Source organism: Desulfobaculum bizertense DSM 18034, assembly GCF_900167065.1.
GTDB classification, from domain to species: Bacteria; Desulfobacterota; Desulfovibrionia; order Desulfovibrionales; family Desulfovibrionaceae; genus Desulfobaculum; species Desulfobaculum bizertense.
In genome coordinates this window covers 114,510-137,973 of the sequence record NZ_FUYA01000010.1, presented here as the reverse complement: position 1 = coordinate 137,973, position 23,464 = coordinate 114,510, and the positions used below count along the sequence as shown (strand labels likewise).

At 54.6% G+C, this 23,464-nt stretch carries 23 protein-coding genes; 8 read left to right on the top strand and 15 right to left on the bottom strand.

What is annotated here, in order from left to right:
- Nucleotides 1–285: 285 nt before the first annotated feature.
- Nucleotides 286–429, bottom strand: coding sequence for a hypothetical protein (locus tag B5D23_RS15150; RefSeq protein WP_200803667.1), 144 nt, complete (start codon nt 427–429; stop codon nt 286–288).
- A gap of 83 nt (nt 430–512) precedes the next feature.
- Between B5D23_RS15150 and rlmD the strand changes: the two genes are divergently transcribed.
- From rlmD to B5D23_RS13290, 4 genes are all read left to right on the top strand, one after another.
- On the top strand, nt 513–1,877 hold the full coding sequence (rlmD, locus tag B5D23_RS13310; RefSeq protein WP_078685939.1) for a 23S rRNA (uracil(1939)-C(5))-methyltransferase RlmD: 1,365 nt from the start codon (nt 513–515) through the stop codon (nt 1,875–1,877).
- Nucleotides 1,878–2,138: 261 nt separating this feature from the next.
- On the top strand, nt 2,139–2,726 hold the full coding sequence (locus tag B5D23_RS13305) for a GDSL-type esterase/lipase family protein (protein WP_078685938.1): 588 nt from the start codon (nt 2,139–2,141) through the stop codon (nt 2,724–2,726).
- A gap of 302 nt (nt 2,727–3,028) precedes the next feature.
- Nucleotides 3,029–4,234 (top strand): tryptophan synthase subunit beta, encoded by a 1,206-nt coding sequence (gene trpB / locus B5D23_RS13300; protein WP_078685937.1) that lies wholly within the window; start codon nt 3,029–3,031, stop codon nt 4,232–4,234.
- 678 nt (nt 4,235–4,912) lie between these two features.
- Nucleotides 4,913–5,722, top strand: a complete 810-nt coding sequence (locus B5D23_RS13290; RefSeq protein WP_078685935.1) for a prepilin peptidase — start codon at nt 4,913–4,915, stop codon at nt 5,720–5,722.
- Between the two features lie 87 nt (nt 5,723–5,809).
- Here the strand turns inward: B5D23_RS13290 and trpA are convergent, their stop codons facing one another.
- The 14 genes from trpA to B5D23_RS13215 form a co-directional block, all read right to left on the bottom strand.
- Nucleotides 5,810–6,583: a tryptophan synthase subunit alpha gene (gene trpA, locus B5D23_RS13285; protein ID WP_078685934.1), complete on the bottom strand. Its 774-nt coding sequence runs from the start codon at nt 6,581–6,583 to the stop codon at nt 5,810–5,812.
- A 27-nt stretch (nt 6,584–6,610) separates the two neighbouring features.
- Nucleotides 6,611–7,795 carry a tryptophan synthase subunit beta gene (gene trpB / locus B5D23_RS13280; RefSeq protein WP_078685933.1) on the bottom strand — a complete coding sequence of 395 codons (1,185 nt, stop codon included), beginning with the start codon at nt 7,793–7,795 and terminating at the stop codon, nt 6,611–6,613.
- A 501-nt stretch (nt 7,796–8,296) separates the two neighbouring features.
- On the bottom strand, nt 8,297–8,917 hold the full coding sequence (locus tag B5D23_RS13270) for a phosphoribosylanthranilate isomerase (protein WP_078685931.1): 621 nt from the start codon (nt 8,915–8,917) through the stop codon (nt 8,297–8,299).
- 3 nt (nt 8,918–8,920) lie between these two features.
- Entirely contained in the window at nt 8,921–9,694 is a 774-nt protein-coding gene (locus tag B5D23_RS13265) for an indole-3-glycerol phosphate synthase TrpC (protein WP_078685930.1), read from the bottom strand.
- A complete protein-coding gene (gene trpD / locus B5D23_RS13260; RefSeq protein ID WP_200803666.1) occupies nt 9,684–10,691 on the bottom strand; it encodes an anthranilate phosphoribosyltransferase in 1,008 nt (335 codons plus the stop codon). Before trpD ends, B5D23_RS13265 begins: the two co-directional genes overlap by 11 nt.
- Nucleotides 10,692–10,743: 52 nt before the next feature.
- On the bottom strand, nt 10,744–11,328 hold the full coding sequence (locus B5D23_RS13255) for an anthranilate synthase component II (protein WP_078685928.1): 585 nt from the start codon (nt 11,326–11,328) through the stop codon (nt 10,744–10,746).
- Nucleotides 11,312–12,727, bottom strand: coding sequence for an anthranilate synthase component I family protein (locus B5D23_RS13250; protein ID WP_078685927.1), 1,416 nt, complete (start codon nt 12,725–12,727; stop codon nt 11,312–11,314). The genes B5D23_RS13255 and B5D23_RS13250 overlap by 17 nt, the downstream gene beginning before the upstream one ends.
- A gap of 199 nt (nt 12,728–12,926) precedes the next feature.
- On the bottom strand, nt 12,927–13,703 hold the full coding sequence (locus tag B5D23_RS13245; RefSeq protein ID WP_078685926.1) for a prephenate dehydrogenase/arogenate dehydrogenase family protein: 777 nt from the start codon (nt 13,701–13,703) through the stop codon (nt 12,927–12,929).
- A 16-nt stretch (nt 13,704–13,719) separates the two neighbouring features.
- Nucleotides 13,720–15,054 carry a 3-phosphoshikimate 1-carboxyvinyltransferase gene (aroA, locus tag B5D23_RS13240; protein ID WP_078685925.1) on the bottom strand — a complete coding sequence of 445 codons (1,335 nt, stop codon included), beginning with the start codon at nt 15,052–15,054 and terminating at the stop codon, nt 13,720–13,722.
- Nucleotides 15,055–15,071: 17 nt separating this feature from the next.
- Nucleotides 15,072–15,296, bottom strand: coding sequence for a DUF2283 domain-containing protein (locus tag B5D23_RS13235; RefSeq protein ID WP_078685924.1), 225 nt, complete (start codon nt 15,294–15,296; stop codon nt 15,072–15,074).
- 32 nt (nt 15,297–15,328) lie between these two features.
- Nucleotides 15,329–16,468, bottom strand: coding sequence for a prephenate dehydratase (pheA, locus tag B5D23_RS13230; RefSeq protein WP_078685923.1), 1,140 nt, complete (start codon nt 16,466–16,468; stop codon nt 15,329–15,331).
- Between the two features lie 4 nt (nt 16,469–16,472).
- The gene (locus B5D23_RS13225; protein ID WP_078685922.1) at nt 16,473–17,447 is read right to left on the bottom strand and encodes a 3-dehydroquinate synthase II family protein; all 975 of its coding nucleotides are present in this window, start codon (nt 17,445–17,447) and stop codon (nt 16,473–16,475) included.
- Nucleotides 17,448–17,474: 27 nt separating this feature from the next.
- Nucleotides 17,475–18,281: a 2-amino-3,7-dideoxy-D-threo-hept-6-ulosonate synthase gene (locus B5D23_RS13220; protein WP_078685921.1), complete on the bottom strand. Its 807-nt coding sequence runs from the start codon at nt 18,279–18,281 to the stop codon at nt 17,475–17,477.
- 587 nt (nt 18,282–18,868) lie between these two features.
- The gene (locus B5D23_RS13215; protein WP_078685920.1) at nt 18,869–19,060 is read right to left on the bottom strand and encodes a hypothetical protein; all 192 of its coding nucleotides are present in this window, start codon (nt 19,058–19,060) and stop codon (nt 18,869–18,871) included.
- 266 nt (nt 19,061–19,326) lie between these two features.
- Between B5D23_RS13215 and B5D23_RS13210 the strand changes: the two genes are divergently transcribed.
- The 4 genes from B5D23_RS13210 to cmk all read left to right on the top strand — a co-directional run bounded on the left by B5D23_RS13210 (nt 19,327) and on the right by cmk (nt 23,457).
- Nucleotides 19,327–20,703 carry an ammonium transporter gene (locus B5D23_RS13210; protein ID WP_078685919.1) on the top strand — a complete coding sequence of 459 codons (1,377 nt, stop codon included), beginning with the start codon at nt 19,327–19,329 and terminating at the stop codon, nt 20,701–20,703.
- 14 nt (nt 20,704–20,717) lie between these two features.
- Complete coding sequence (locus B5D23_RS13205; RefSeq protein WP_078685918.1) at nt 20,718–21,086, top strand: P-II family nitrogen regulator; 369 nt, start codon at nt 20,718–20,720, stop codon at nt 21,084–21,086.
- Between the two features lie 582 nt (nt 21,087–21,668).
- Nucleotides 21,669–22,787: a histidinol-phosphate transaminase gene (gene hisC / locus B5D23_RS13200; protein WP_078685917.1), complete on the top strand. Its 1,119-nt coding sequence runs from the start codon at nt 21,669–21,671 to the stop codon at nt 22,785–22,787.
- Nucleotides 22,780–23,457, top strand: coding sequence for a (d)CMP kinase (gene cmk, locus B5D23_RS13195; protein ID WP_078685916.1), 678 nt, complete (start codon nt 22,780–22,782; stop codon nt 23,455–23,457). The genes hisC and cmk overlap by 8 nt, the downstream gene beginning before the upstream one ends.
- Nucleotides 23,458–23,464 lie beyond the last annotated feature (7 nt).

The following is a 23,464-nucleotide window of genomic DNA, read 5'->3' as shown; positions in this document are numbered from 1 at the left end:
GGAATTCAAACTCGATGAGGATACGTAAGGGAATCATTCCCTTACGCGGGGGTTTGGGGGCAGGCCCCCAATCTTCCCCCACCCTCCCATCCAGCACTCACGTGCTGGGGCAGGCCCCCAAGCTTCCCCCCCACCTATCTAACGCTAACCCACTGGAGCTGGCCCCCAAAGAATGGATTGCACTTTTGTGCGAGAGTAGCTAAGGCACGAAACGCAACAGACCACAGATAGGGAAACCTACCTGTGGTCTGCTGCAAAAATTTGTGCGATTCGCCAAATAAGGGTTTAATGATGGTCCTTATTCTGACGAATACGATACATGGCGGTGCCGACGATCAGTGCCATGTACAAAAAGATCAACGGAACGCCGACCCAGCCCTGTGGGGTGCTGTGCCACGCGTTATGTAAAAGCTCGAAGAAAGTTTCCATTGTGCTCCTCCTCGTTGGCAATGAACTATTCAATTGGGCTGAAAACACAAAAAAGTCAAGTCCTGAAGGCTTAGGAAAAGCTAATGAGCGAAAATTTTCACAAAGGTGATCTTGTAGAGCTGACCGTGCATGGTCTGGCATTTGGTGGACGCGGAGTAGCGCGAACGGAAGGTTTTGTTTTCTTCGTAGAGGGAGCACTTCCGGGGCAGCGAGTAGAGGCCAAAATCACACGTTTGAAGAAGCGTTTTGGTGAAGCCGAGGCGACCAAATGCCTGGAACAGGGTCCACATGATATTGTAGCATTCTGCCCTCACTTTGGGAAATGCGGCGGCTGTAGCTTCCAGAACCTGGACTACGCAGAGCAGCTGAAATGGAAACGCCAGTTCGTTGTAGATAGCCTGTCGCGCCTTGGTGGCGAAGAGGAGCCTCGCGTGCTGGAGACGCTGGCATCCCCTGAGACGCAGGAATTCCGAAACAAAATGGAGTTCGCATTTACGGGTGGAGGAAGCGGCTCACCGCTGCGCCTTGGCCTGCATAAACGCGGCTCTGACACATCCATTGTAAATGTTGAACACTGTGGGCTGCAGTCGAAATTTGCAATGGAAGCCGTCAAGGCAACGCGTGAATTCTGCGCTGAATCTGGAATTCCGTCCTATAGTCCCATTACGGGAGAAGGCCTGTGGCGCTTCCTTGTTGTACGCGAGGGCAAAAACACAGGACAGACCATGCTGCACCTGATTACGGCCCCCGGACCGGGACAGGCCGTAGCGCGGGCACTTGGTGGATTCCTCCAGGAACGCTTCCCAGAGCTGACAAGCTTTGTTCATTCTTCCCGCAAGGCCAAAAGCGCACTGGCATTCGGCGAAAGGACACAGGTTGCGCTGGGCGAACCAGAAATTGAAGAAACCGTTCTGGGCCTGAACTACCGCATTTCGCCCAATTCATTCTTCCAGACCAACACCCACGCAGCCGAGCTGCTCTACGCCAAGGCGCGTGATTACGCACAGCTCACAGGCACGGAAACCGTATGGGATCTGTACTGTGGTTCTGGTGGCCTGTCGCTGGTGATGGCGCAAAAAGCCAAGAGCGTCGTGGGCATGGAAGAGGTTGATTCCGCGGTCAAAGATGCGCGCATCAATGCGGAGAAAAATGGATTGTCGAACTGCCGTTTTCTGGCAGGTGATGTCCGTAAGCTGCTGGCAGAAGGGACGAAAAAGCCTGATGTTGTCATCACTGACCCGCCGCGCAGGGGCATGCACGCCGACGTTGTGAAGGCCATCATGAATGCAGAACCGAAAAAAATCGTGTACGTTTCATGTAACCCGACAACGCTTTCTCGTGACATTCAGATTCTTTCGGAAAAATATGCTTTGGTCGAAGCGCAGCCCGTGGACCTGTTCCCGCACAGTGCACACGTCGAGTGTGTCGCGCTTCTTGAGTTGATATAAGCGTCGATTCCCGATATGACCAAGGCAGAAAATATCAAGAAGGAGTGAGGTATGGACTTTTTCTGGTTCTTTACGGGCATTATTTCGCTCGCGATCTGCATTTTCTATATTAAGCAGTCTTGGAAAAACGAAGAAGACTAGTCTTCCAGCCAACATCTTTCCAAAGAGGCCCGCTGTGTTCAGTGGGCCTTTTTGCGTTCAGGCAATGCTCCTTGCGGTGATGCCCCTGCCCCCTTCCTTCTGAACAAACGAGGAGAACTCATGATTTTCTGCTTCCTTGGTGACTCTATTGTGAACGGTCTTCGCGACGAAGAATGCAAGGGCTGGGCAGGCCGCCTCTGCTCCGAACTCTGCGCAGCGGGGAAAAACGTCACCTGCTATAACCTTGGTGTTCGCCGCGAAAAAAGTCTCGAAGTCTCACAGCGCTGGCAGGCCGAAAGCGCCGCTCGCGAACTGTCTTTTGAAGAAACGCGCTACGTTTTTTCCTACGGTACAGGCGACATGGCCGTGCGTGAAGGCAAGCAGGGCGCGAGTATCGAAGAAGTTGAAGCCAACACCAAAAAAATTTTGGAATCCTGCCAGAAGAGCAAAACGCTGTTTGTTGGACCGCCGCCCGTTGCCAACCCAGAGCACACCGCCCGCAACAGCGAACTTTCTGACCGCCTTCAGGCACTCTGCGACGAGTACAGCGTCCCCTTTTGCAACATGTTTGAGCACATTGAGGACCTGACCGCATATGTACAGAATGTTGTCGCCTCTGACGGGATTCACCCCAGTGGCGCGGGTTATGAGATGATTGCCCAGGCTGTAGCCTCGTGGAAACCCTGGCAGGACTTTGTACAGGATTAGCCTTTCAGATTAAAAAACAATGTATTTTGAGCTGTTACAGACTTATTTTGCTTTTTTTGCTTCCCTGCTTGACAAGCACCCCCGGCTTGAGCCAGCATAAGCCCATGCAAAATATCAACAACACACTCACTTCCAGTTATTCTTGGTGGTGGCTCTGGTAACAGAGCCGCGTGAGACGTTGTTGTCCGAGACAGACTAAAACGACATACGAACCGCGGTAGATTACAGACCGCGGTTTTTTTTATGCTTCCCCCCTTTCTGCGGTCGGTAATCTCCCCGAAAAAATTTGAGGAGATTTTTCAATGACCATGCTTCCTAATGCAGACGGCTTCTTCGGCGAATACGGTGGACAGTTCATTCCTGACGAACTTCTGACCGTTGTAAACGAGCTTTCCAACGCCTATGACGAAGTCAAAGACACTCCAGAATTTATCAACGAATTTAAGCGACTGCTGAAACATTTTTCCGGCCGTCCTACCCCCCTGTATTTCTGTAGCAACCTCACCAAAAAGCTCGGTGGTGCAAAGCTCTACCTCAAGCGCGAGGACCTCAACCACCTCGGCGCTCACAAGGTCAACAACACCATCGGACAGATCCTGCTCGCCAAGCACATGGGCAAGAAAAAAATCATTGCCGAAACCGGTGCAGGTCAGCACGGCGTTGCAACTGCCGCTACCGCCGCCCTCATGGGTATGGAATGCACCATCTTTATGGGCGAAACCGACATCGAACGCCAGAAGCTCAACGTCTTCCGCATGGAAATGATGGGCGCCAAAGTCGTTCCCGCAATGAGCGGCCAGCGCACACTCAAAGAAGCCGTCGACGAAGCACTCGGCGCATGGGTTGCCGATGCTCAGAATACCTTCTACCTCCTCGGCTCCGCCGTTGGTCCGCACCCATACCCTGCCATGGTGCGCGACTTCCAGTCCGTTATCGGAAAAGAAGCCCGCAAGCAGATCCTCGAGCTTGAAGGAAAACTCCCCGACTACCTCCTCGCATGTGTCGGCGGTGGCTCCAACGCTATCGGCCTCTTCTACCCCTTTGTCGGCGACGAAGGCGTTCGCATGCAGGGCGTTGAACCCGCAGGCCGTGGCATGACCCCCGGTAACCATGCCGCATCTCTCTGCCTCGGCGAACCCGGCGTCCTCCACGGCTTCCGCTCCTACATGCTCAAAGACGAAAAAGGTGAAGCCGCCCCCGTCTACTCCATCTCTGCCGGCCTCGACTACCCCAGCGTTGGACCAGAGCACAGCTACCTTAAAGACGCAGGCCGCGCTGAGTATGTCGCCGCCTCCGACAAGGAAGCCGTTAACGCCTTCTTCACCCTCTCACGAGAAGAAGGTATTATCCCCGCTCTCGAGTCTTCCCACGCCCTCGCTCAGGGCCTGAAACTCGCTCCAACCCTCTCCAGCGACAAAATCATCATCGTTAACCTCTCCGGACGCGGTGACAAAGACGTCGCTCAGATTCAGCAGATGATGCAGGACGGCACTATCAGCCCAGAATAATTGTTCGTTTGTCTCTGCCTCTTATGGAAGCTGGCGGCCCTCGCATAGGGCCGCCTTTTTTTATGGAATATGGGAATTACGAGACTCCGTCTCGTGCTCTGCAAGGGGCGCCGCCCCTTGACCCTGCCCAAGGACGAGGCCCTTGGGAATCCCGCTATCGCTCAAAAAAGACGGCTGAATGGGATGAAAGCTTCGCTTTCCTCTCCATCAGCCGTCTTTTTTGAGCTAGTGGGCGTTTCCCTAGCACGTGTTCTTCTGCCTTTTTCTGCCGCACTTATTTTCTTTTTGAACGCAAGCGTTCAAAAAGAAAATGGTGGCAACACGCGAGAAAGAGAAAGAGGCTCTCGACGTTATGCCCAACAAGTTTGAATTTCATTCACGCGAAGCGTGAAACGAATTCAAACTCGATGAGGATACGTAAGGGAATCATTCCCTTGGGCGGGGGTTTGGGGGCGGCGCCCCCAATTTCCCCCACCCACCCATCCAGCCCTTACGGGCTGGGGCAGCGCCCCAATTCCCCCCAATCCATCCTGCCCTCAAAATCGTCAGAAGCATGCAATTTTACATAAGTGCAAATACTGTGCATGAACTTGTCGAGTGGGCGAAAATTCATTAGGCCGTTAAGCGAAGATGTAACCACCAATTTTGGCGAATTGAAACTGCCAAGGACTTCTCATCATGCCATATACAGCCGTCTTTCCGGGTCTTGCACTTGTTGTAGGGCTTATACTAGGCAGCTTCTATAATGTTTGCATACATAGGACGCTCACGGGCGAATCCGTTTATAATCCACCGAGGTCGAAGTGCCCTCACTGCGGGCATTTCCTTTCATGGTGGGAGAATATCCCACTTTTAAGTTACGCACTGCTCCTGGGCCGCTGCCGGAGCTGCCGCGAAAAAATCAGCTGGCGCTATCCGCTGGTCGAATTTTTGGGAGCGGCGAGTGCATTTGGTCTTGGCCTCAGCTACGGGCCAGACCCGGCATGGGCCGTGGCAATGGTCTTTACGGGCCTTGCGATAGTGGTTGGCTTCATCGCGCTAGCCCGCCAGCCAATGCCGAAGCGTCCTCTGTGGATAGCCCTTCCGGGGGCGCTTGTGCTTGGGCCACTTGTCATGGGGCTTCCCCTGACCTCCAGCCTCGCTGGTGCAGGCCTTGGAGTGGGCATACTGGGCATAGTTAAACTGCTGGTGCTGCGCCTGAACTCTGCAAAAAACTTTGGAATTGGCGAAATTCTGCTTGCGGGGATGTCGGGGGCACTGTGCGGAATAGAGGGACTGCCCATCGGGCTGGTGTCGGCGCTGCTGATACAGCTCTGTGCGGCAGGCTTCATGTTCCTGCAAAAAAAGAAAGAGCCGAACAAACTCAAAATACTGCTCGAACTCACAGGCCCAGCTCTATGCGCCGGCCTTGTCCTTGCGCTTATTTTTGGTCCGATGGCCGCGAGCGTGAATGTTTTGACGTCGATGCAAATCCCCATATTCCACTAGCCGCCATACTCATGAAACGAAAAGACCCCGACCAGCAATGCTGGCCGGGGCTTTCTCATAGGGACGTATCTGAAACCGTTCTTGTGGCTAGCGAGTCGTCCAGCGGCTCATGAATTCCGCTGGCGTTCCTCCCTCCTCAAGATGCGTAATGAGGGCGCTACCAAACACGACGGCGTCGAGTTCGGAGGCGAATTCCTTCAGCTGCTCGGGGTGAGAGATACCAAAGCCAAGGGCCACAGGGAAATTAAAGGTCTTGCGAGCCTGAGCAAGCTTGGTCGTAATGCTGGCCGAGATTGCAGCCCGCTCACCAGTAACACCCATCACGCTCACAACGTAGCAGAAGCCACCAAAATCTTTGGTGTACAGCTCCATACGCTCAAGCGATGTATTGAGACCAATCAAAGGCACAAGGCTAATGCCCGAGCCTTTGAGAGCCTCAAGAAATTCTCCAGCCTCTTCATAGGGGAGATCTGGAACAATGAATCCATTCACACCGACTTCGGCAGCATCTTTTGCGAGCTGCTCAAAGCCGTAATGGAAAAAGGGAGAGATGTAGCCCATGAGCACGATAGACGCATTCAGCTCCTTGCGATGCTCACGAAGGCCATCAATAATCCAGTGCAGAGTAATGCCGCAGGCGAGGCACTCCTGAGAGACACGCTCAACAGTCGGACCGTCTGCAACCGGATCAGAAAAAGGGACACCGATTTCAATAACGTCGGCACCAGCGGCGTCGAGTTCCCGAACGTACTCCCAGAACTTTTCCTTGCCGCCAAAGCCAGCAGGAAGATATGGGATAAGGGCTTTTCTGCCCGCGTCATTAGCCTTGCGAATGCTCTGTGTAAGCTGTGATTCCGCCATGATATTCTCCTTTCAACTCAGGCCGCACTAGGCCATGAAGCCTTTTTCGCCTTCAACTTCTTCGATGATTCCAAGATCCTTGTCGCCACGGCCAGAGAGATTCACGATAACGTGTTCGCCCTGTTCAAAGGCATCGCGGTTGTCCAGCACATAGGCCAGAGCATGCGAGGATTCGAGAGCAGGAATAATGCCCTCGCGACGGCACAGCGTGTGGAATGCATTCAGTGCGCGATCGTCTTTCACGCACACGTACTCGGCACGGCCAGACTTATCGAGGAAGGCATGCTGAGGGCCAACACCGGGGTAATCCAGCCCAGGAGCAACAGAGTGAGAAGGCTTCACCTGACCGTCTTCGGTCTGGAGCAGCATGCTCTTGGTGCCATGCAGCAGGCCAACACTGCCCTGCGTAATCGTGGCAGAGTTCACGCAGCCCTCTTCGCCCGTTCCAGCAGCTTCGACACCCACAAGGCGCACCTCGCGGTCATCAAGGAAAGCATTAAAGATACCAATGGCGTTTGAGCCACCGCCCACGCAGGCCACAATCGCATTCGGCAGAGTACCGAACTTCTCTACGCTCTGCTGGCGAGCTTCATGACCAATCACAGACTGGAAATCTCGCACCAGCTCAGGGAAAGGATGCGGGCCAACAGCGGAACCCAGGCAATAATGCGTGGTTTCCTGCTCAGCAATCCAGTAGCGGAGTGCCTCATTAATGGCGTCTTTCATGGTCTTGGAACCCGTCTCGACCGCCACGACCTTTGCCCCCAGCAGTTCCATACGGCGGACGTTATGCGCCTGACGGTGCACATCAAGTGCCCCCATGTACACAATGCACTTCATGCCCAGCATGGCCGCAGCTGTCGCCGTGGCAACACCATGCTGGCCAGCACCGGTTTCAGCTACCAGCGTTGTTTTGCCCATGTGTTTTGCCAGAAGCGCCTGCCCAACTGTGTTGTTGATCTTATGAGCACCTGTGTGGTTCAGGTCCTCACGCTTTAGCCACAGGTTAAAGCCCAGCTCCTTGGACAGGTTACGGCACAGGTACAGCGGCGTCTCGCGACCAACAAAGTCACGCATCAGCTCGGCGTAGTCTGTCAAAAAATTCCGCGAGCGAACAATCAGCTTCATCGCCTCTTCCAGCTCCTGAAGTGGAGGCATCAGAAGCTCCGGTACAAACTGACCACCAAAATCTCCAAAGTATCCCTTTTTCATGTTCTGTCTCCTCTAAATATTTCTCTGACCTCTGTCAGTTATGCACATATACGCTACAGGGGTCTCGCGTGGGTGGGTGTTTTATTGGGGCGCTGCCCCAAACCCTGCAAGGGGCGCCGCCCCTTGACCCCGCCCAAGGACGAGGCCCTTGGGAATCCCGCTTTCGCTGTATTGAACAGGTTGGTGGGATGAGAGCTTCGCTCTCCTCTCCCCCAACCTGTTCAATACAGCTAGTGGAGTTTTCCCGAACGCGTGTTCTTCTGCCTTTTTCTGCCGCACTTATTTTCTTTTTGAACGCGAGCGTTCAAAAAGAAAATGGTGGCGAACGCACGGGAAAGAGAAAAAAGCTCTCGACGTTATGCCCAACAAGTTTGAATTTCATTCACGCGAAGCGTGGAGGGAATTCAAACTCGATGAGGATACGTAAGGGAATCATTCCCTTACGCGGGGGTTTGGGGGCTGGCCCCCAATTTTCCCCACTCATCCAGCCTCGACTTTCCCTTATTCATCCAAAGCTCGAATAATGCTCAAAGCCTCATGAACTTTTGTAGGGTCCTTGCGGCCGGGGGCAGCTTCGAGACCGGAATTCAGATCGAGACCGGCGGGTCGAGCTTCTGCGAGAGCCTGCCCCAGATTTTGGGGCGAAAGCCCGCCAGCCAAAAGCCACGGAACCGGGCTTATGAGTCCTTGCAACTGGGAAAAATTCAAAGCGCGCCCGTGCCCGCCACCGATTGAGCCTGCGTCGAGCAAGGCATACCGCATCAAAGCTGAATACCGGGCGAGGTCCTGCTCAAGCGACTGCCGGGTAGAATGTGCTTCTGGCCGAAAAACGGGCATGACCCGCTCTGCACCAATACGAGCACAAAGCTCTTCGTCAAAATTCCCGGCAAGCTGGGCAATGTCGAGACGTGCTTTGTCCATGGTGCGCAAAATGTCTTCTGCACTCTGCCGGACGAAAACGCCAACCCGCAATACTCCTGAGGTCTGAATGCTGCGGGCCTGCGGCGGCTCAATGTTGCGAGGACTGGAGGGGTGAAAAATAAACCCAAGCATCTTCACACCATCCTGCTGACACAGGTCTGCACTGGCCTGACTGGTCATTCCGCAAATTTTGACGAGCATGAGCTATGCCCTCCGACCAGCTAAAAGCGTGCGAAGCGCTGCACCGGGATCGCCACCTTCCATAAGAGAGGTTCCAACAAGCACGGCGTCAAAGCCACAGTCAGCCATCTCGTCAATCTCTGAGCCATGAAAAATGCCACTGGCACTGATCCAAAACTCACCATCCTGCTTGCTCTGAGACAGCTCACGGGAGTTGTCGAGAGAGGTTGTCAGGGTCGCGAGATCACGGTTGTTGACCTGAATCACATGAGCACCGGCGCGACGGGCACGACTCAAATCCTCAGCATCAAAAACCTCGGTTACCGGAGTAAGGCCGTACTCCTCACACAGGGCGGCCAGATGTGCAAGCTGTTCCACCCGGAGCATGCGGGCGATGAGTAAGACCGCTGATGCAGGGCTGGCGGCCGTCTGCCGCACCTGGAGTTCGTGGAAGATGAAATCCTTTCGCAGCATGGGCAGACCACAACGCTCTGCCTTCTGCAAGAAGCTCATGCTCCCACGAAAATACTGCTGCTCAGTAAGAATGGATACAGCACCAGCTCCGGCCTCGGCGTAGGCACAGGCAACGTCATCAGCCCGCAGATGGGGCGCAATGTCGCCCCGACTGGGAGAGGCCCGCTTGTACTCAGCAATCACCGCGCCTGCTCCCTGCTGCCGCAGGGAATCCAAAAACGACCGCCGTGGGCCAGAAAGAGGAGCAGGAAAACAGCCTTCCTTCTGAAGCGTCTCAAGCAGTTCTATTTCGGGCTGCTTAGCCCGGACAAATTTATCCAGCATTGAGCACCTTCTCTGCAACGCCAGCACACAGGGCTTCACGAGCAGCGTCTATGCCCTGCGCAAGGCTCATTTCGTCTTCCAAAAGATACAGCGCCATACCTGCATTCAAAATAATCATGTCCTGCATGGCTGCCGGGCCGCCACCAGCAATCAGCTGCCGCAAAACATCAAGGGCCTCTTCCTTGCCAGAGACTGCAACGGCCTCTGGAGTATGCCGCCCAAGACCATAATCAGCAGCATCAAGAACATTTTCCTGAATCCATCCGTCACGCACATACACGATTTTGTTCTCGCCAAAAGTGGTCAACTCGTCATACCCGCCAGCACCGTGGACAACGGCTGCACGCTCAATGTTGGTACGGGCCAGAACCGAGGCCATGCGCACCATGAAATCGGGAGCAGGCACTCCAAGGAGCTGATGCGTGGGACGTGCCGGATTCAGGAGCGGTCCAAGCAGGTTGAACAGCGTCCGGCATCCAATCTCACGACGAATGGGAACGATGTTTTTGAAGGCCGGATGGTAGCCCGGAGCAAAGAGAAAAGCGAAATGGCACCGGTCCAGCTCTCCAGCGACGGCCTCTGGCTCTATGGTGAGAGGCAGGCCCATGCCTTCGAGAACATCCGCACTGCCACTCTTGCTGGAGACAGAACGGTTGCCATGCTTCACAACATCGTAGCCCATACCAGCAAGCAAAAATGCCACTGCTGTAGAGCAGTTAAAACTGGACTTGGCGTCACCACCAGTGCCACAGGTGTCAATACGCGGTCTCGTCAGGTTCGGCACCAGACGGGCCTGAGCAAGGGCAGCCTTGGCAGCGGAGGCAAGCTCCAGCGTGGTCTCGCCCTTGGTCTTGAGTCCCATCAAAAAAGAGCCTGCCTGAGCTGGGGTCATGGTTCCATCCATAAGACGGCTAAAGCTTTCTTCGGCAATGTCCTGTGGAAGGTCCTTGTGGTATGCGAGCATTTCCAGCACGTCAGCCATATGTAAATCTTTCATTGTTTTTCCCTATGCGATGCCGCGCAGGTCGCGCCTGCGCGTTGTGTTGCGATTATAAAATTCCCTCTGGGAAATGCGAAATCAGTTTTTCGCCTTCTGGAGTCAGCACGGATTCCGGATGAAACTGCACCCCATGCCACGGCCGGTCGGCGTAGCGCATGGCCATAACAGTTCCCCCAGCAGTCCGGGCTGTGACCTGAAGACGATTGCGAACATCTTCTGGCGCTCCATCCACATCAACAACAAGTGAATGATACCGACCAACCACGAGCGGGTTAGGAAGCTCTGCAAACAGCCCTTCACCATTGTGCTCAATGCTGGAGGTCTTGCCGTGCATGATGCGGTCTGCCCGCCTGATTTCGGCACCTGCAAAAGCGCCCAAAATCTGATGCCCGAGACAGACGCCCAAAACAGGAACCTCTGCCGGAAGGCGGCGCAGGAATTCAAGACAGTAGCCAGCATGACCGGGATGACTGGGACCGGGAGAAAGGCAGACAGCACTCAGGGTGCCAGACTCGGCCAGCTCAAGCACAGAGGCGTCGTCGTTTTTGCGCACTTCCGGATACTTCCCAAGACGCTGAAAAGCCTGCACCAGATTGAAGGTGAAGGAATCATAGTTATCAATCAGCAAGAACATCGCCGCCTCCATGTCCACGTACAATTTCGCCAAGAACCCGCGCCTTGTTTGCGCACTCTTCCCATTCTTTTTCCGGATCAGAATCAAACACGATTCCGGCCCCTGCCTGCCAGTTCAAACGGCCTTCGCGCACCCACATGCTCCGGATAGTAATGCCGGTATCCATGTTGATGGGACCATCGCCCAGCCCAAGCCAGCCAATGGCTCCGGCATAGGGTCCGCGCTTCTGCGGTTCCAGCTCAGAAATAATTTCCATTGCCCGAACCTTGGGGGCGCCAGATACCGTGCCCGCAGGAAATGCGGACCGCAGCACGTCCAGACCATCCAGTTTTTCGCGAAGCTCTGCGCTCACATAGGAGGTCAGATGCATCACGTGAGAAAAACGCTCAACCTGCATGAACTGGTCAACACTTACCGTTCCAGCCTTGGCAATGCGGCCGAGGTCGTTGCGGCCCAGATCAACCAGCATGACATGCTCGGCGCGTTCCTTGGGGTCCTGCAAAAGTTCCTGCTCAAGGGCCTTGTCCTCTGCCGTATTTTTGCCACGGCGGCGGGTTCCGGCAATGGGGCAGGTAGTCAGCTCACCTTCGCGGCAGCCCACCAAAAGCTCTGGAGAAGAGCCAAAGAGTTCAATGCCGGGCAAACGCATAAAGAACAGATATGGAGACGGATTGACCTGCCGCAAACGGCGATACAGGACAAAGGCATCTCCCTGAAACGGTGCGGAGAAACGGGTGGAAATAACCGTCTGAATGCACTCGCCTTCACGAATCAGCTCAATGGTCTTGCGCACAGAGTCCGTGTACTGGTCATGGTCAGGGTAGACCGTGACGTCGCCAATCTCTGGATTCACTGCGGAGCGAGACACCGCCTTCATGTCCACACTGGGGCGGACACCACGGGACAGCGTCAGCATGCAGAGACGGCTACGCACATGGTCAAACAGGGCAATGTTGCCGGGCAGGACCAGACAGGCTTCGGCATCCTTGGGCGGAAGCACTGTGGAGAGCTTAGGTTCAAACATGCCAGCCATGCCGTACCCAAAGTAGCCAACCAGTCCGCGCGTAATGGCCGGGAGATCCTTAAACTCATCCTGCGCATCAATGGTGATATTCTTCATGGCTTCGCGAACACCATCCACATAGGGCATTCCGTCCAGTTCGCGCAGTGGTTCAAAGCGCTGGTCGCGCACGCCGACATCCAAAAGACCCTTGCGGCAGGTCAGGCGAACGGCAAAGTTCCAGGCCACAATGCTGTAGCGGCCAAGGCGTCCGTCCACCTGTGCGCTTTCCAGCAAAATGCCCTGATTCTGCCCCACCAGCCCAAGATAGAGACTGATTGGTGTCTGTATGTCGGCAGGCATCCACTGCCCGTGCTGTTCAAGTCGAATCTGTTCCATAATTTCCTCCGCTGTCGCGGTCTGCCCATTCTGGGTGTTTCTGCTCCAAAAACTGGCGCTGAAAATTCGTGTATTAGCCTAACGTACTTTGAGGAGAAGCTCACGCCCAAGCAGGTTTCCAGCGGGTGCAGCACACAAAAAAAGCCACACCCCGGAAGGGTGCGGCTTTTGACTTGGCTTCTGACTGAACAAAAAAAGCTTACACTCCTCCCCCTTTATTATTGTCGCGCCACCACCAGTTAGCCCGCTCAGCAAGCAGTTCAATATCGCCACCAGCTGCAATATTCAGCATGGAGCGGAAAGACTTCACTGCGTCCTGAGTAAAGGGATTCTCTTCAATGAAACCAGCAAACAGCTCAGCATCCTGCGTGAGCATTTTGCGGGCCGCATTGAGGCGACGGGTAAAGGAAGGAGTAATAAAACGATCAAGCTCTGGCTTGTGTGCCAGAGCTGCAAAATAGGACACGGTTGTCACAAAATTCAGGCCCTGAATAGAGGCCATAGCCTGATCGTGTTCTTCGGCAGAACACATAAAGGCGCTAAAGCCCATAGCGAGAAAGAAGTCCAGAACCATATGGCTGGCGTTGTCATCACGGCCGGGAGTAATGGCCGTGCTCACTTCGCCCTCAGCGGGATTTGGTCCAAACAGGGGATGCGTTCCCACCACAGGACCATCATACAGCCGCATCATGGACTTCACAGGGTTCACCTTGACCGAGCAGACGTCTGCAAGAATCTGCGGAGCCTGCATCACGGATGCACACAGGGCAGAAACCTTACTCATGGCAGAGGCTGGAACAGCGAGCAGCACCAGGTCGACACCCTGAGCAGCTTCGGCAACAGATTCCGGTGTCAGGGGGCGGTCCACACCGCGCACCTCAAGACCGGCCTCTTGTGCGCGCTGCATAAAAAGGCGACCCATTTTTCCGGTGCTGCCAACAATCAGCACCCGCTGTATCTGTTTTTCTGCCGTCATTGTGGTCAGGAGTCCTTTATCTCACGTTTTCCCACATTTCCCAGAAGGTGGGAAATGATTTGGAAACACATTCAGGAGTATCAAACCGGGGCTGAATCCCTGCATTTTCCAGAATGGAAAGGCTCATGGGAATCCGGTGATCTCCGAAACTTTTCATATCGACCGGGCCGGGTGTCAGTGGGGCCGGGTCAATAATCAGGCCATCGTCTGTTGCCTGCACTTTGGCGCCAACTTTTGAAAGCTGACTGCGCATGGCTTCGATGCGGTCACATTCCTTGATGCGCAGATGCGCGGCTCCGCTAATGACAGTTCTGGAGCTGGCCTGTGCCGCGACAACAGCGACAGTCGGAACAATATCCGGACACGCAGCCATGTCAACCGTTACACCGCGAAGTGCGCCATTTTTTGGCGGACCGACTTTCACGCCGTTCTCGCTCCAGCTCACTTCTGCGCCCATCTCTTCCAGAATGTCCAAGATAGCGCGGTCCCCCTGCAAGGAATCCTGACGCAGGCCACTCAGTTCGATAGCCCGTTTGCCAGTCGCACCAGCCGCAAGGAAGTAGGATGCGTTACTCCAGTCTCCTTCGACAGCGGCGTCGCGGGACTGGTAGCGTCCGGGCTTCACAACAAAGCGCGTTTTGCCGGGGACGGCGTGCGTAATGCTGCGCCAGTCGCAGGCAACAAAGTTGCCGTTCTCGTCGCATTCCTCGACCTCAACCGGAACCCCGAAATCTTCCATAATCTGGAGAGTCAGAGCGACGTAGGGCCAGGACACGACTTTTTCACCAGAAAGACCGAGACGAGTCGTCTCTGCACCACATGCGGCGGCCAAAAGCAATCCAGAAACATACTGGCTGCTCTCGCCTGCATCAACATTCACACTGCCACCGGAAACACCCGAAGTGGAGAGAACAAAAGGCGGAAACCCCTTTTGCCCTTCCCATACGAACACCGAGCCGAGATTTTCTAAGACTTGAGCAAGCGCGCCAATAGGACGCTCGTGCATGCGGGGTGCTCCGTGGATACGGAAGCTTCCCCTGCCTGCGGCAACAACACCCGTCATCAGGCGACAGGTGGTGCCGGATTCATGGACGTCCAAATCTGCCGGTTTGCTCTCTCCCCCTCGGGGTGTGCCGGACACGCCAGTCACCTCGACTGAACCATCGCTGTTGCGGACGATGGTGGCACCACAGGCCCGAAGGCAATCCATAGTGTGGTCAAGGTCGACGCTTTGGAGGACACCTGTCAGCCGAGATTTTCCTTCGGACAGAGCTGCTGCGATGACAGCCCGGTGCGACAGGGATTTGCTGGCAGGTGCGGCAATATGAATGAGATCATTCGCAGTGGTCATGATTCACCTCAAATATCTTACAGGAGACGCACGCCGTGGACCGAGCGGCCATTCATGGCCAGGTCCACACTGCGCGGGTTGTCAATCTTCCGTGAAGCTTCACGGATTTCCAGATCCACCAGACTTCCGTCACTTCCGTAACCGAGTACAACGCCGGGCTTGTCAAAATCACAGTTGCGCACCGGGGTACTGGACAGGGAGATTTTCAGGACGTCGTTTTGTGCATCGTAATTGACTTTCATCGGAATGATCCTCTTTTTTCAAAAAATATGTTTTATGGTTGCGGAGTCTCTGCTCCGTCTTCTGCTGACACATCCAGAGACGGGCCGGCCGGATAACTGCCAAGGACGCGCAGAGTCAGGCAATTTGCCTCGAGGTCTGCCATCACATCCCTGTACTCCTCGTGTTCAAGGTCGCATTCCAGATCGACAAAGAACACGTACTTCCACTTTTCGCCGCGCATGGGGCGCGACTCAAGTTTTTTCAGGTTAATGCCATGCCGGGTAAACGCATCCAGCATAGAGGACAAGGCACCTGATTTATCCGGCACCGTAAACAGAAGCGAGGTCTTGTCATTGGCAAGGCCTGTTTCTTTTCCTCGCCCGATCACCACAAAACGCGTCCAGTTGTCTGGCAGGTCTTCGATGCTACGCACCATGACATCAAGGTCAAAAAGCTGTGCGAGCTGAATGTGACCGATGGCGACGCCTTCGGGGTCGCTCATGGCCCGACGAGCTGCGGCCGCGGTGCTCTCGACAGGAACCAGTCCTGCGCTTGGCAGATTTGACCGGAGCCAGCGGGCACACTGGGCAAGGGGCTGCGGGTGCGAGTAGACCCGCTTGACCGATGCAAGGTCTTTGACCCTGCCCATCACGTTGTGGCTAATCTTGCAAAACAGTTCGCTCTGAATCCGCACTCCAAAGCGAAGGAACAGGTCAAGGCTCTGGCCGACTGTTCCGTGGAGGGAGTTTTCGAGCGGGACAATGCCCAGCCCGGATTCGCCAGAAGCAACGCTTCTGAAAACGCCCTCAATGTCGTTCTGGGGCAGGTAGTCTGCACAGTGCCCCAAAAATTCTACACCCGCGAAATAGGAGAAGGTCCCTTCCGGCCCCAGATAGGCCACGCGCTGTGGCCGCTGGAGCTTGCGGCTGGAGGAAAAAATTTCTCGATAGATGGCCCTGAGGTGTTGCTCTGGCAAGACATCGGTCTGTACCAGAAGGCGCTCCATGACCTGCATTTCCCGCTTTGGCTTAAAGATGCAGTCTCCTGCGCCCTTTTTGGTCTCCCCCACTTCGAGGGAGCACTTGGCTCTGCGGTTCAGCAGAGCCACCAGCTCACGGTCAATGGTATCAATTTCTTTCCGCAAATCGCCCAAGCGTTCTTCGCCGGACCAGTCGCTGCGATCGTCTCCCATCGTCTTAGCCTTCCTTAATTTCTTCCTGGATGCGCATACCGAAGTGACGGCCAGCGGCATCCGTTCGAACGAGAATTTCATCACCGGGTTTCAGATCAACGACTGAAACCGGGCTGCCATCGGGCCGAACCATCCGAATTGTTTCTGCATTCTGCAAAAAAATACGGCCTTCAGCTCCCGAGGTGGTTTTCGCACTCACAAGCAGCATCGGCCGTACTTCAACTTTGACACGTCCAACTGTAGCAACAGAAGTTTTTCCTGACGCGTCAACGATCAGCACCTGACTGCCTGAGGAGAGTTCCTCAAGGTAATTTGTCTTGTCACCGGGCATCACGGCGTAGGCGTGAACGGCTCCGGCGTTGACCCTGAATGGTCGTGCGGCCACGTATTCGTTCTTTTCGGTTTCGGCATGAACAAGAGCAGTGAACGCGCTGGAGTTACCAACGAGCATGCCCTGTCCTGACTTGAGGAGGCTCAGGGTATCCACACAAACGCGGTGCCCCAGTCCTGCGGGTTCAACGGCAGTGACCTTTGCGGTCTCAAGGTCAAGAATACCCTGAGAGAGCTTGAGTTCTGCGACAATCGGCTTCAGGTCTGCTGCGGCCTTGGGGGTCACAACAATGAAATCCACGCCGCGCTCAAGAATGCCAGCAGCGAGAATAGCGCGATCATAGGAGTCGACTTCCACGCCAAGACCTTCGCCCTGTGCGAGGAGGTTTTCGACGGGAATAACTTCCCATCCTTCCCTGAGGATAACAGACCGTTTTTTTGCCAGGGCATCAGCAGCTTTTTTCTCATCGTCCTTTGCCTTGAGGCTAAAGAAAGAGAAGCTGTCTGTGGGAAACACATCAACCTTGGCAAGATGCTTGACTTTGTCCGTATCCTTGGCGTCGACGATCACGCCATCAACACCGGATTCCAGCGCGAGGGTGACGAAATGCTTATCAAAGGGGATTGCTGATACAAAAATCTTTTTCATTGTTTTGGTCCCAAGGCCTAGCCCTGTTTAGTCGAGGTGTTCGCCCATGTTTTCCATAGCCTGATCCAGATCCCAGCCCTGATGCACAATCCCGTTCAGGGTCTTGAGCAGCAGAGAGACATTGGGGTGCTGGAAGACGTTACGGCCGATGGAAAGGCCAGCGCCGCCAGCCTGCACGCTGTCGTGGACCATGCTGAGCAGGTCGCGGGTGTTGTCCAGCTTTGGACCACCGGCAATCACGACAGGAATACAGCAGGATTCGACAACTTTTGCAAAACTGTCAATATCGCCAGTGTACGCGACTTTGACGACATCAGCGCCGAGTTCCATGCCAACGCGTGCACAGTGCTGTACTACAGTGGGGTCGTACTCGTTTTCGATTTTGGGTCCGCGGGCGTAGAGCATTGCCATAAGCGGCAGGCCCCAGTCGGCGGCTTTGCTCGCAACTTCGCCAAGTGCGCCAAGCATTTGGCCTTCGCACTCATCGCCAAGGTTCACGTGGACAGACACACCGTCTGCACCGAGACGAAGCGCGTCTTCCACGGTACCGACCAAGGTTTTTGCATTTGGGGTCGGGCTAAGCGAGGTGCTGGCAGAAAGGTGAACAATCAGGCCGAGGTCGCGACCAGCACCGCGGTGCGTGCAGCGGGCAAGGCCTTTGTGCATAAGCACAGCATTTGCGCCACCTTCTGCGATCTGGTTGACCGTCCCCTTGAGGTCAACGAGTCCGTAAATCGGGCCGACAGTCACACCGTGGTCCATGGGAACGATGATAGTCCGGCCGGTATTCCGGTTGAAAATTCTTTCTGAGCGAATGGTTTTGCCAAGCATCATTTTTTTGGTCTCCCTAAGTTTTCCATCGGCAGGATACCAGCCACAGCCCAAAAAAGATAAAAAAAAGGGCCGCAAGCGTGATACCTGCGGCCCAATGGAATATCTGGTTGTGTAAGCGTTACAGAACCTTCACCCTTTGACCACAGGTGCCCATAAAGTACATAAAGTACAGCCAGAAATACATCAGGCTGAACATAGTAAAACGGGTGGTGTGGGTAAGGGTGTTAATCTTCTGCATGGCAATGCAGTTACGCTGACTCGGAGAGTCCTGTCAAGCGCTTTTCTGAATAAAGGTCCATACGCCAGCATTTTTTTGAATCGCCCATTACAAGTAATAATAGAGCGATTTCATGACAGCCTGACTAATGAAGATAAGAAGGACTGCAAATCAGCATTGGTCCACCATCACAACGTCACAAAACAGAACCCCTGCGATCTTTTTTTCACCCACCGGATTCATATTGCAGAGAGAACAGGCCAATATTTTGGCTTTTGGCCGCACACTACAGCCATTATAATGGGGAATGCTCCAGTGCTCTTCCGGGAAGATTTTCTTTAAGTGGCTCCACGCCTCTCTTCATGCGTATTCACATTAATGTCAATTTATGAAGAGCTTTTTCATACGAAGCATCTTTCGGCACATTTTTTCTCATTTTATTTTTGAAGCGCACAAGGGAGCGTCCCTGGCAAGCAAAATCACCTGTAAATAAAGGCTTGAATGGAATTTTTATCAGGGAAACGAACACGGCATAAACAGGAGTGAACGGATTCAGCAGCATGCTCACCTCTCCGTCCCACCACTCTTTTTATTTTCTTAATTTCACAATTATGTCCATTTATGCATGTTTTAATTTATCACTTTTTGTAAAAATATCACTTTTAAATCTCCGTTTCCTCCACCAAAAAACAACACCCTCCACGCATCTCCCACCTTTTCAGCACCTTATATCTTTTGGCACAATCACTGCTCTATTCCTCCCAGATTCCGCAACACGCACTTTACTGCGTCGCATTTTTTTCATTGCGCACGAGGAGGTTTCGCACAATGTCTTTCAAATTTTACTTTTCCTGGTCAGGCGCCCTGAGACTCTGTCTCTCCGCCCTCAGCATCGTCGCCGCGTCGCCGCTGCTCGCTCTCGCAGCAGATGACGCCCCTATGCTCTCGCAGGCAAACGCTAACATCCTGTGGACCTTGCTCGCCGCTATCCTTGTTATGTTTATGCAGGCTGGATTTACGCTCGTCGAAACAGGCTTCACCCGCGCAAAAAACGCCGGGAACATCATCATGAAGAACCTGCTCGACTTCTCCGCTGGCTCCGTCGCCTTCTTCCTCTTTGGCTTTGCCCTCATGTTCGGCAACTCCATTGGCGGCTTCATCGGCTTGAGCGGCTTCGCCCTCAGCGACATCACTCCCACGTCCCCCGACGCCATGTGGACCCTCACCTTCTGGTTCTTCCAGAGTGTCTTTGCAGCGACCTCCGCCACCATCGTTTCTGGCGCCGTTGCTGAACGGACTAAATTTAACGCCTACATCATTATCAGCCTCCTCGTTACTGGTCTCATCTATCCCGTTTTCGGCCACTGGGCATGGGGCGGACTTTGGGGCGGCTCCGGCGGCTGGCTCGAATCCCTCGGATTCATCGACTTCGCAGGCTCCACCGTCGTTCACTCCGTTGGCGGATGGGTCGCCCTTGCTGGCGCTATCGCCGTCGGACCCCGCATCGGCAAATACTCCGATGACGGCGAAGCTCACGCCATCCCCGGCCACAATCTCCCCCTCGGCGCCCTCGGTGTCTTCATTCTCTGGTTTGGCTGGTTCGGCTTTAACCCCGGCTCCACCACAACCGCCGACGGAACCATTGGCTACATTGCCGTGAACACCTCCCTCGGTGGCGCTGCCGGCGCCCTTGGCGCCATGATCTTCGCCTGGAAAAAGTTCGGAACGCCCGACACATCCATGACGCTTAACGGCGTTCTCGCTGGCCTCGTCGCCGTCACTGCCGGATGTTACGAGTTCTCTCCCCTCGGCTCACTTGTCACTGGATTCCTCGCCGGTATCCTTGTCGTTATCTCCATCGTCGTCATCGACACCAAGCTTCGCATTGACGACCCCGTCGGCGCTGTCTCTGTCCATGGAGTCTGCGGCGCCTTCGGTACCCTCATGGTCGGTCTCCTTGCCGCCCCCGGGTATGGCAACGCCGTCGGGCTTCTCTACGGTGGCGGGCTCTCCGTCCTCGGCATTCAGGCTATCGGCGTTCTCGCTGCCTTCGCCTGGGCCTTCGGCATGGGCACCATCGCCTTCAGCTTTGTCAAAACCTTCTTCGGCCTGCGCGTCCACCCCGTCGAAGAGGTCAAAGGACTCGACGCCGCTGAACATGGCTCAGAAGCATACAACGGCTTCCAGATCTTCACGACTGAATAACCGAGGAGTACCCAATGAAACTTATCATCGCCTACATTCGGCCAGAGCGCCTCAATGATGTAAAACAGGCCCTGTTTGCTAAAAATATCTTCAGCATGACTGTTACCAACGTCCTCGGCTCCGGCCGCCAGAAAGGTTTTCACGAAACCTATCGCGGACTCCCCGTCGAAGTGAACCTCCTCAAAAAGGTCCGCCTCGAAATCGGCGTTAACGACGAATTCGAAGAAGCCGCACTCGACGCTATCTCAGACGGCGCCCGCACCGGCGCCGAAGGCGACGGCGTTATCTTCGTCCTCGACATCGCACGCTCGCTTCGCGTTCGCACCGGTGAAACCGACATCGACGCCGTTGCCGCTACTCGATCTTCCGCTGAAAACAACTAAAGCGGGCAGGTGGGGGGGGGTACGAGACTCCGTCTCGTGCTCTGCAAGGGGCGCCGGGCGGGCGGGGTGATTGGGACGCTGTCCCAAGCCCTGCAAGGGGCGCTGCCCCTTGACCCCGCCCAAGGACGAGGCCCTTGGGAATCCCAAGTTCGCCCGAAATAAAAGGGGGCCGAAATGTGATGAGAGCTACGCTCTCCTCTCCATTTCGGCCCCTTTTTTTCGGCCTAGTGGGCATTTCCCGAACGCGTGTTCTTTTACCTTTTTTCTGCCGCACTTATTTTCTTTTTGAACGCAAGCGTTCAAAAAGAAAATGGTGGCAACACACGGGAAAGAGAAAGAAGCTCTCGACGTTATTTTCATCAAGTTTGAATTCCATTCACGCGAAGCGTGGATGGAATTCAAACTCGCTGAGGATACGTAAGGGAATCATTCCCTTACGCGGGGGTTTGGGGGCTGGCCCCCAATTTTCTCCCACCATAACGCCCATTGACAACGTGGCTGAATTCTTTTTGATTGAGTCGGGAAGAAAGATATATTGCATAGGGAGGAGCGAACTCCCGACATGACCGCAAGGAGCGCGAAATGGGTCTAAAGGATACCGTACTGCCACAGATACCGAATTTTGAAGCATATACACCGGGGCTTGCTGTTGACGAAATCAGGGACAAATACGGCCTTGCAGATGTCATCAAGCTTGCGAGCAATGAGAATCCACTGGGCACGTCACCCGTAGTGCAAAGGGCGCTAACGCGTAACGCAGACATGGCATTCCGCTACGCGCAGGCGGGGACGCCAAAGCTAAACGCGGCGATTGCGAAAAAAATTGGTGTGCCGGAGCAGTGTGTTGTCACGGGCAATGGCTCGGACGAAATCATTGATTTGCTGGTGCGGGTAAAGGCCCGGCCGGGCGTGGATAATATTATCGCATTTGATCCATGCTTCTCCGTGTATAAATTGCAGGCGAAACTGTGCGGGGTTGAGTTCAGACAGACAAAGCTGAACAGTGATTTCAGCTTTGACTGGGACGCCCTGCTAAAGCTTGCGGATGAAAACACAGCCCTGTGCTTCGTGACGACGCCGGATAATCCCTCAGGGTACGCGCCGCGCGTTGAGGAGCTGGAAGCACTGGCAAAACGCCTGCCGGAGCAATGCCTCCTGGTCATCGACGAAGCATATATGGACTTTGTGGAAGATCAGGACGCCTACTCACTGCTGAGCCGCAGAGAAGAGTTCCCTAATATTGCATTCCTGCGTACATTCTCAAAAATGTACGGCCTTGCGGGGATGCGCCTTGGCTACGGTGTGCTGCCGGAATGGCTGGCGGACTACTGCCTGCGGGTCAAATTGCCGTTTTCGGTGAATATACTGGCAGAAATCGCAGGTATCGCGGCCTTGTCCGACACGACATTCGTGGAAGAGACGATGCGAGTGGTCACGACAGGGCGAGAGTACCTGACTGAGCAGCTCAAAAAAATGGGCTTTGTAGTCTGGCCTTCCAAGGCTAACTTTTTGCTGGTAGATATGCCAGCCGATGCGCCCTTTGGGGCGAAAGAGTTTGTAGAAAAAATGCTGCGATGCGGCATTATTCTGCGTCCTCTCGGGAGCTACAACTTACCGCGCTCGCTGCGCATTACTATTGGCAACGAGCGTGAAAATAACGTGTTCATAGAAACAGCGAGGGAGATTCTGGCGCATGGCTAAACCTGTGATTGTGACCTTGGACGGACCGGCTGGAGTTGGCAAAACAACACTGGCTCAGCGAGTGGCAAAAGAGCTTGGCATTGCCTACCTTGATACTGGTGCAATGTTCCGAACGACCGCACTGGAGCTGGGACATGATGCAGACAAACTGCCTGAGGGCGAAATGTCTGAACGCCTGAACACACTCCACTTCTCTCTTTCGCAAGAAGAGGGAGAGTCTGTCCTCCGGGTGAACAAGCGCAGAATTGGCAATGAAATCAGAACCGAAGAAGTGGGGATGATGGCCTCACGGGTAGCGGTTCTGCCGACAGTGCGGACATTCCTTCGCCGCTCACAGCAGAGGCTGGGGAGCGAGGTGTCTTTGCTCGCAGAGGGCAGAGACATGGGCACGACGGTTTTTCCTGAGGCAACGTGCAAAATTTTTCTGGATGCGAGCGCGGAAGTGCGGGCAAAACGGCGCTTCCTCCAGCTCCAGGAAATGGGACACGATGCAAATCTGAAAAAGCTGGCCCAGCAGATTCGGGAACGCGATGAACTGGACCGCAACCGAAAAGTAGCTCCGCTGCGTCCTGCCAAGGATGCTGTGGTGGTGGATAGCTCAGAAATGGGCATTGACGAAGTATTTCAGGCGATTCTTGCGGCAGTTCATGCTGCTGTTGAGAGCGAGTAAACAGGAT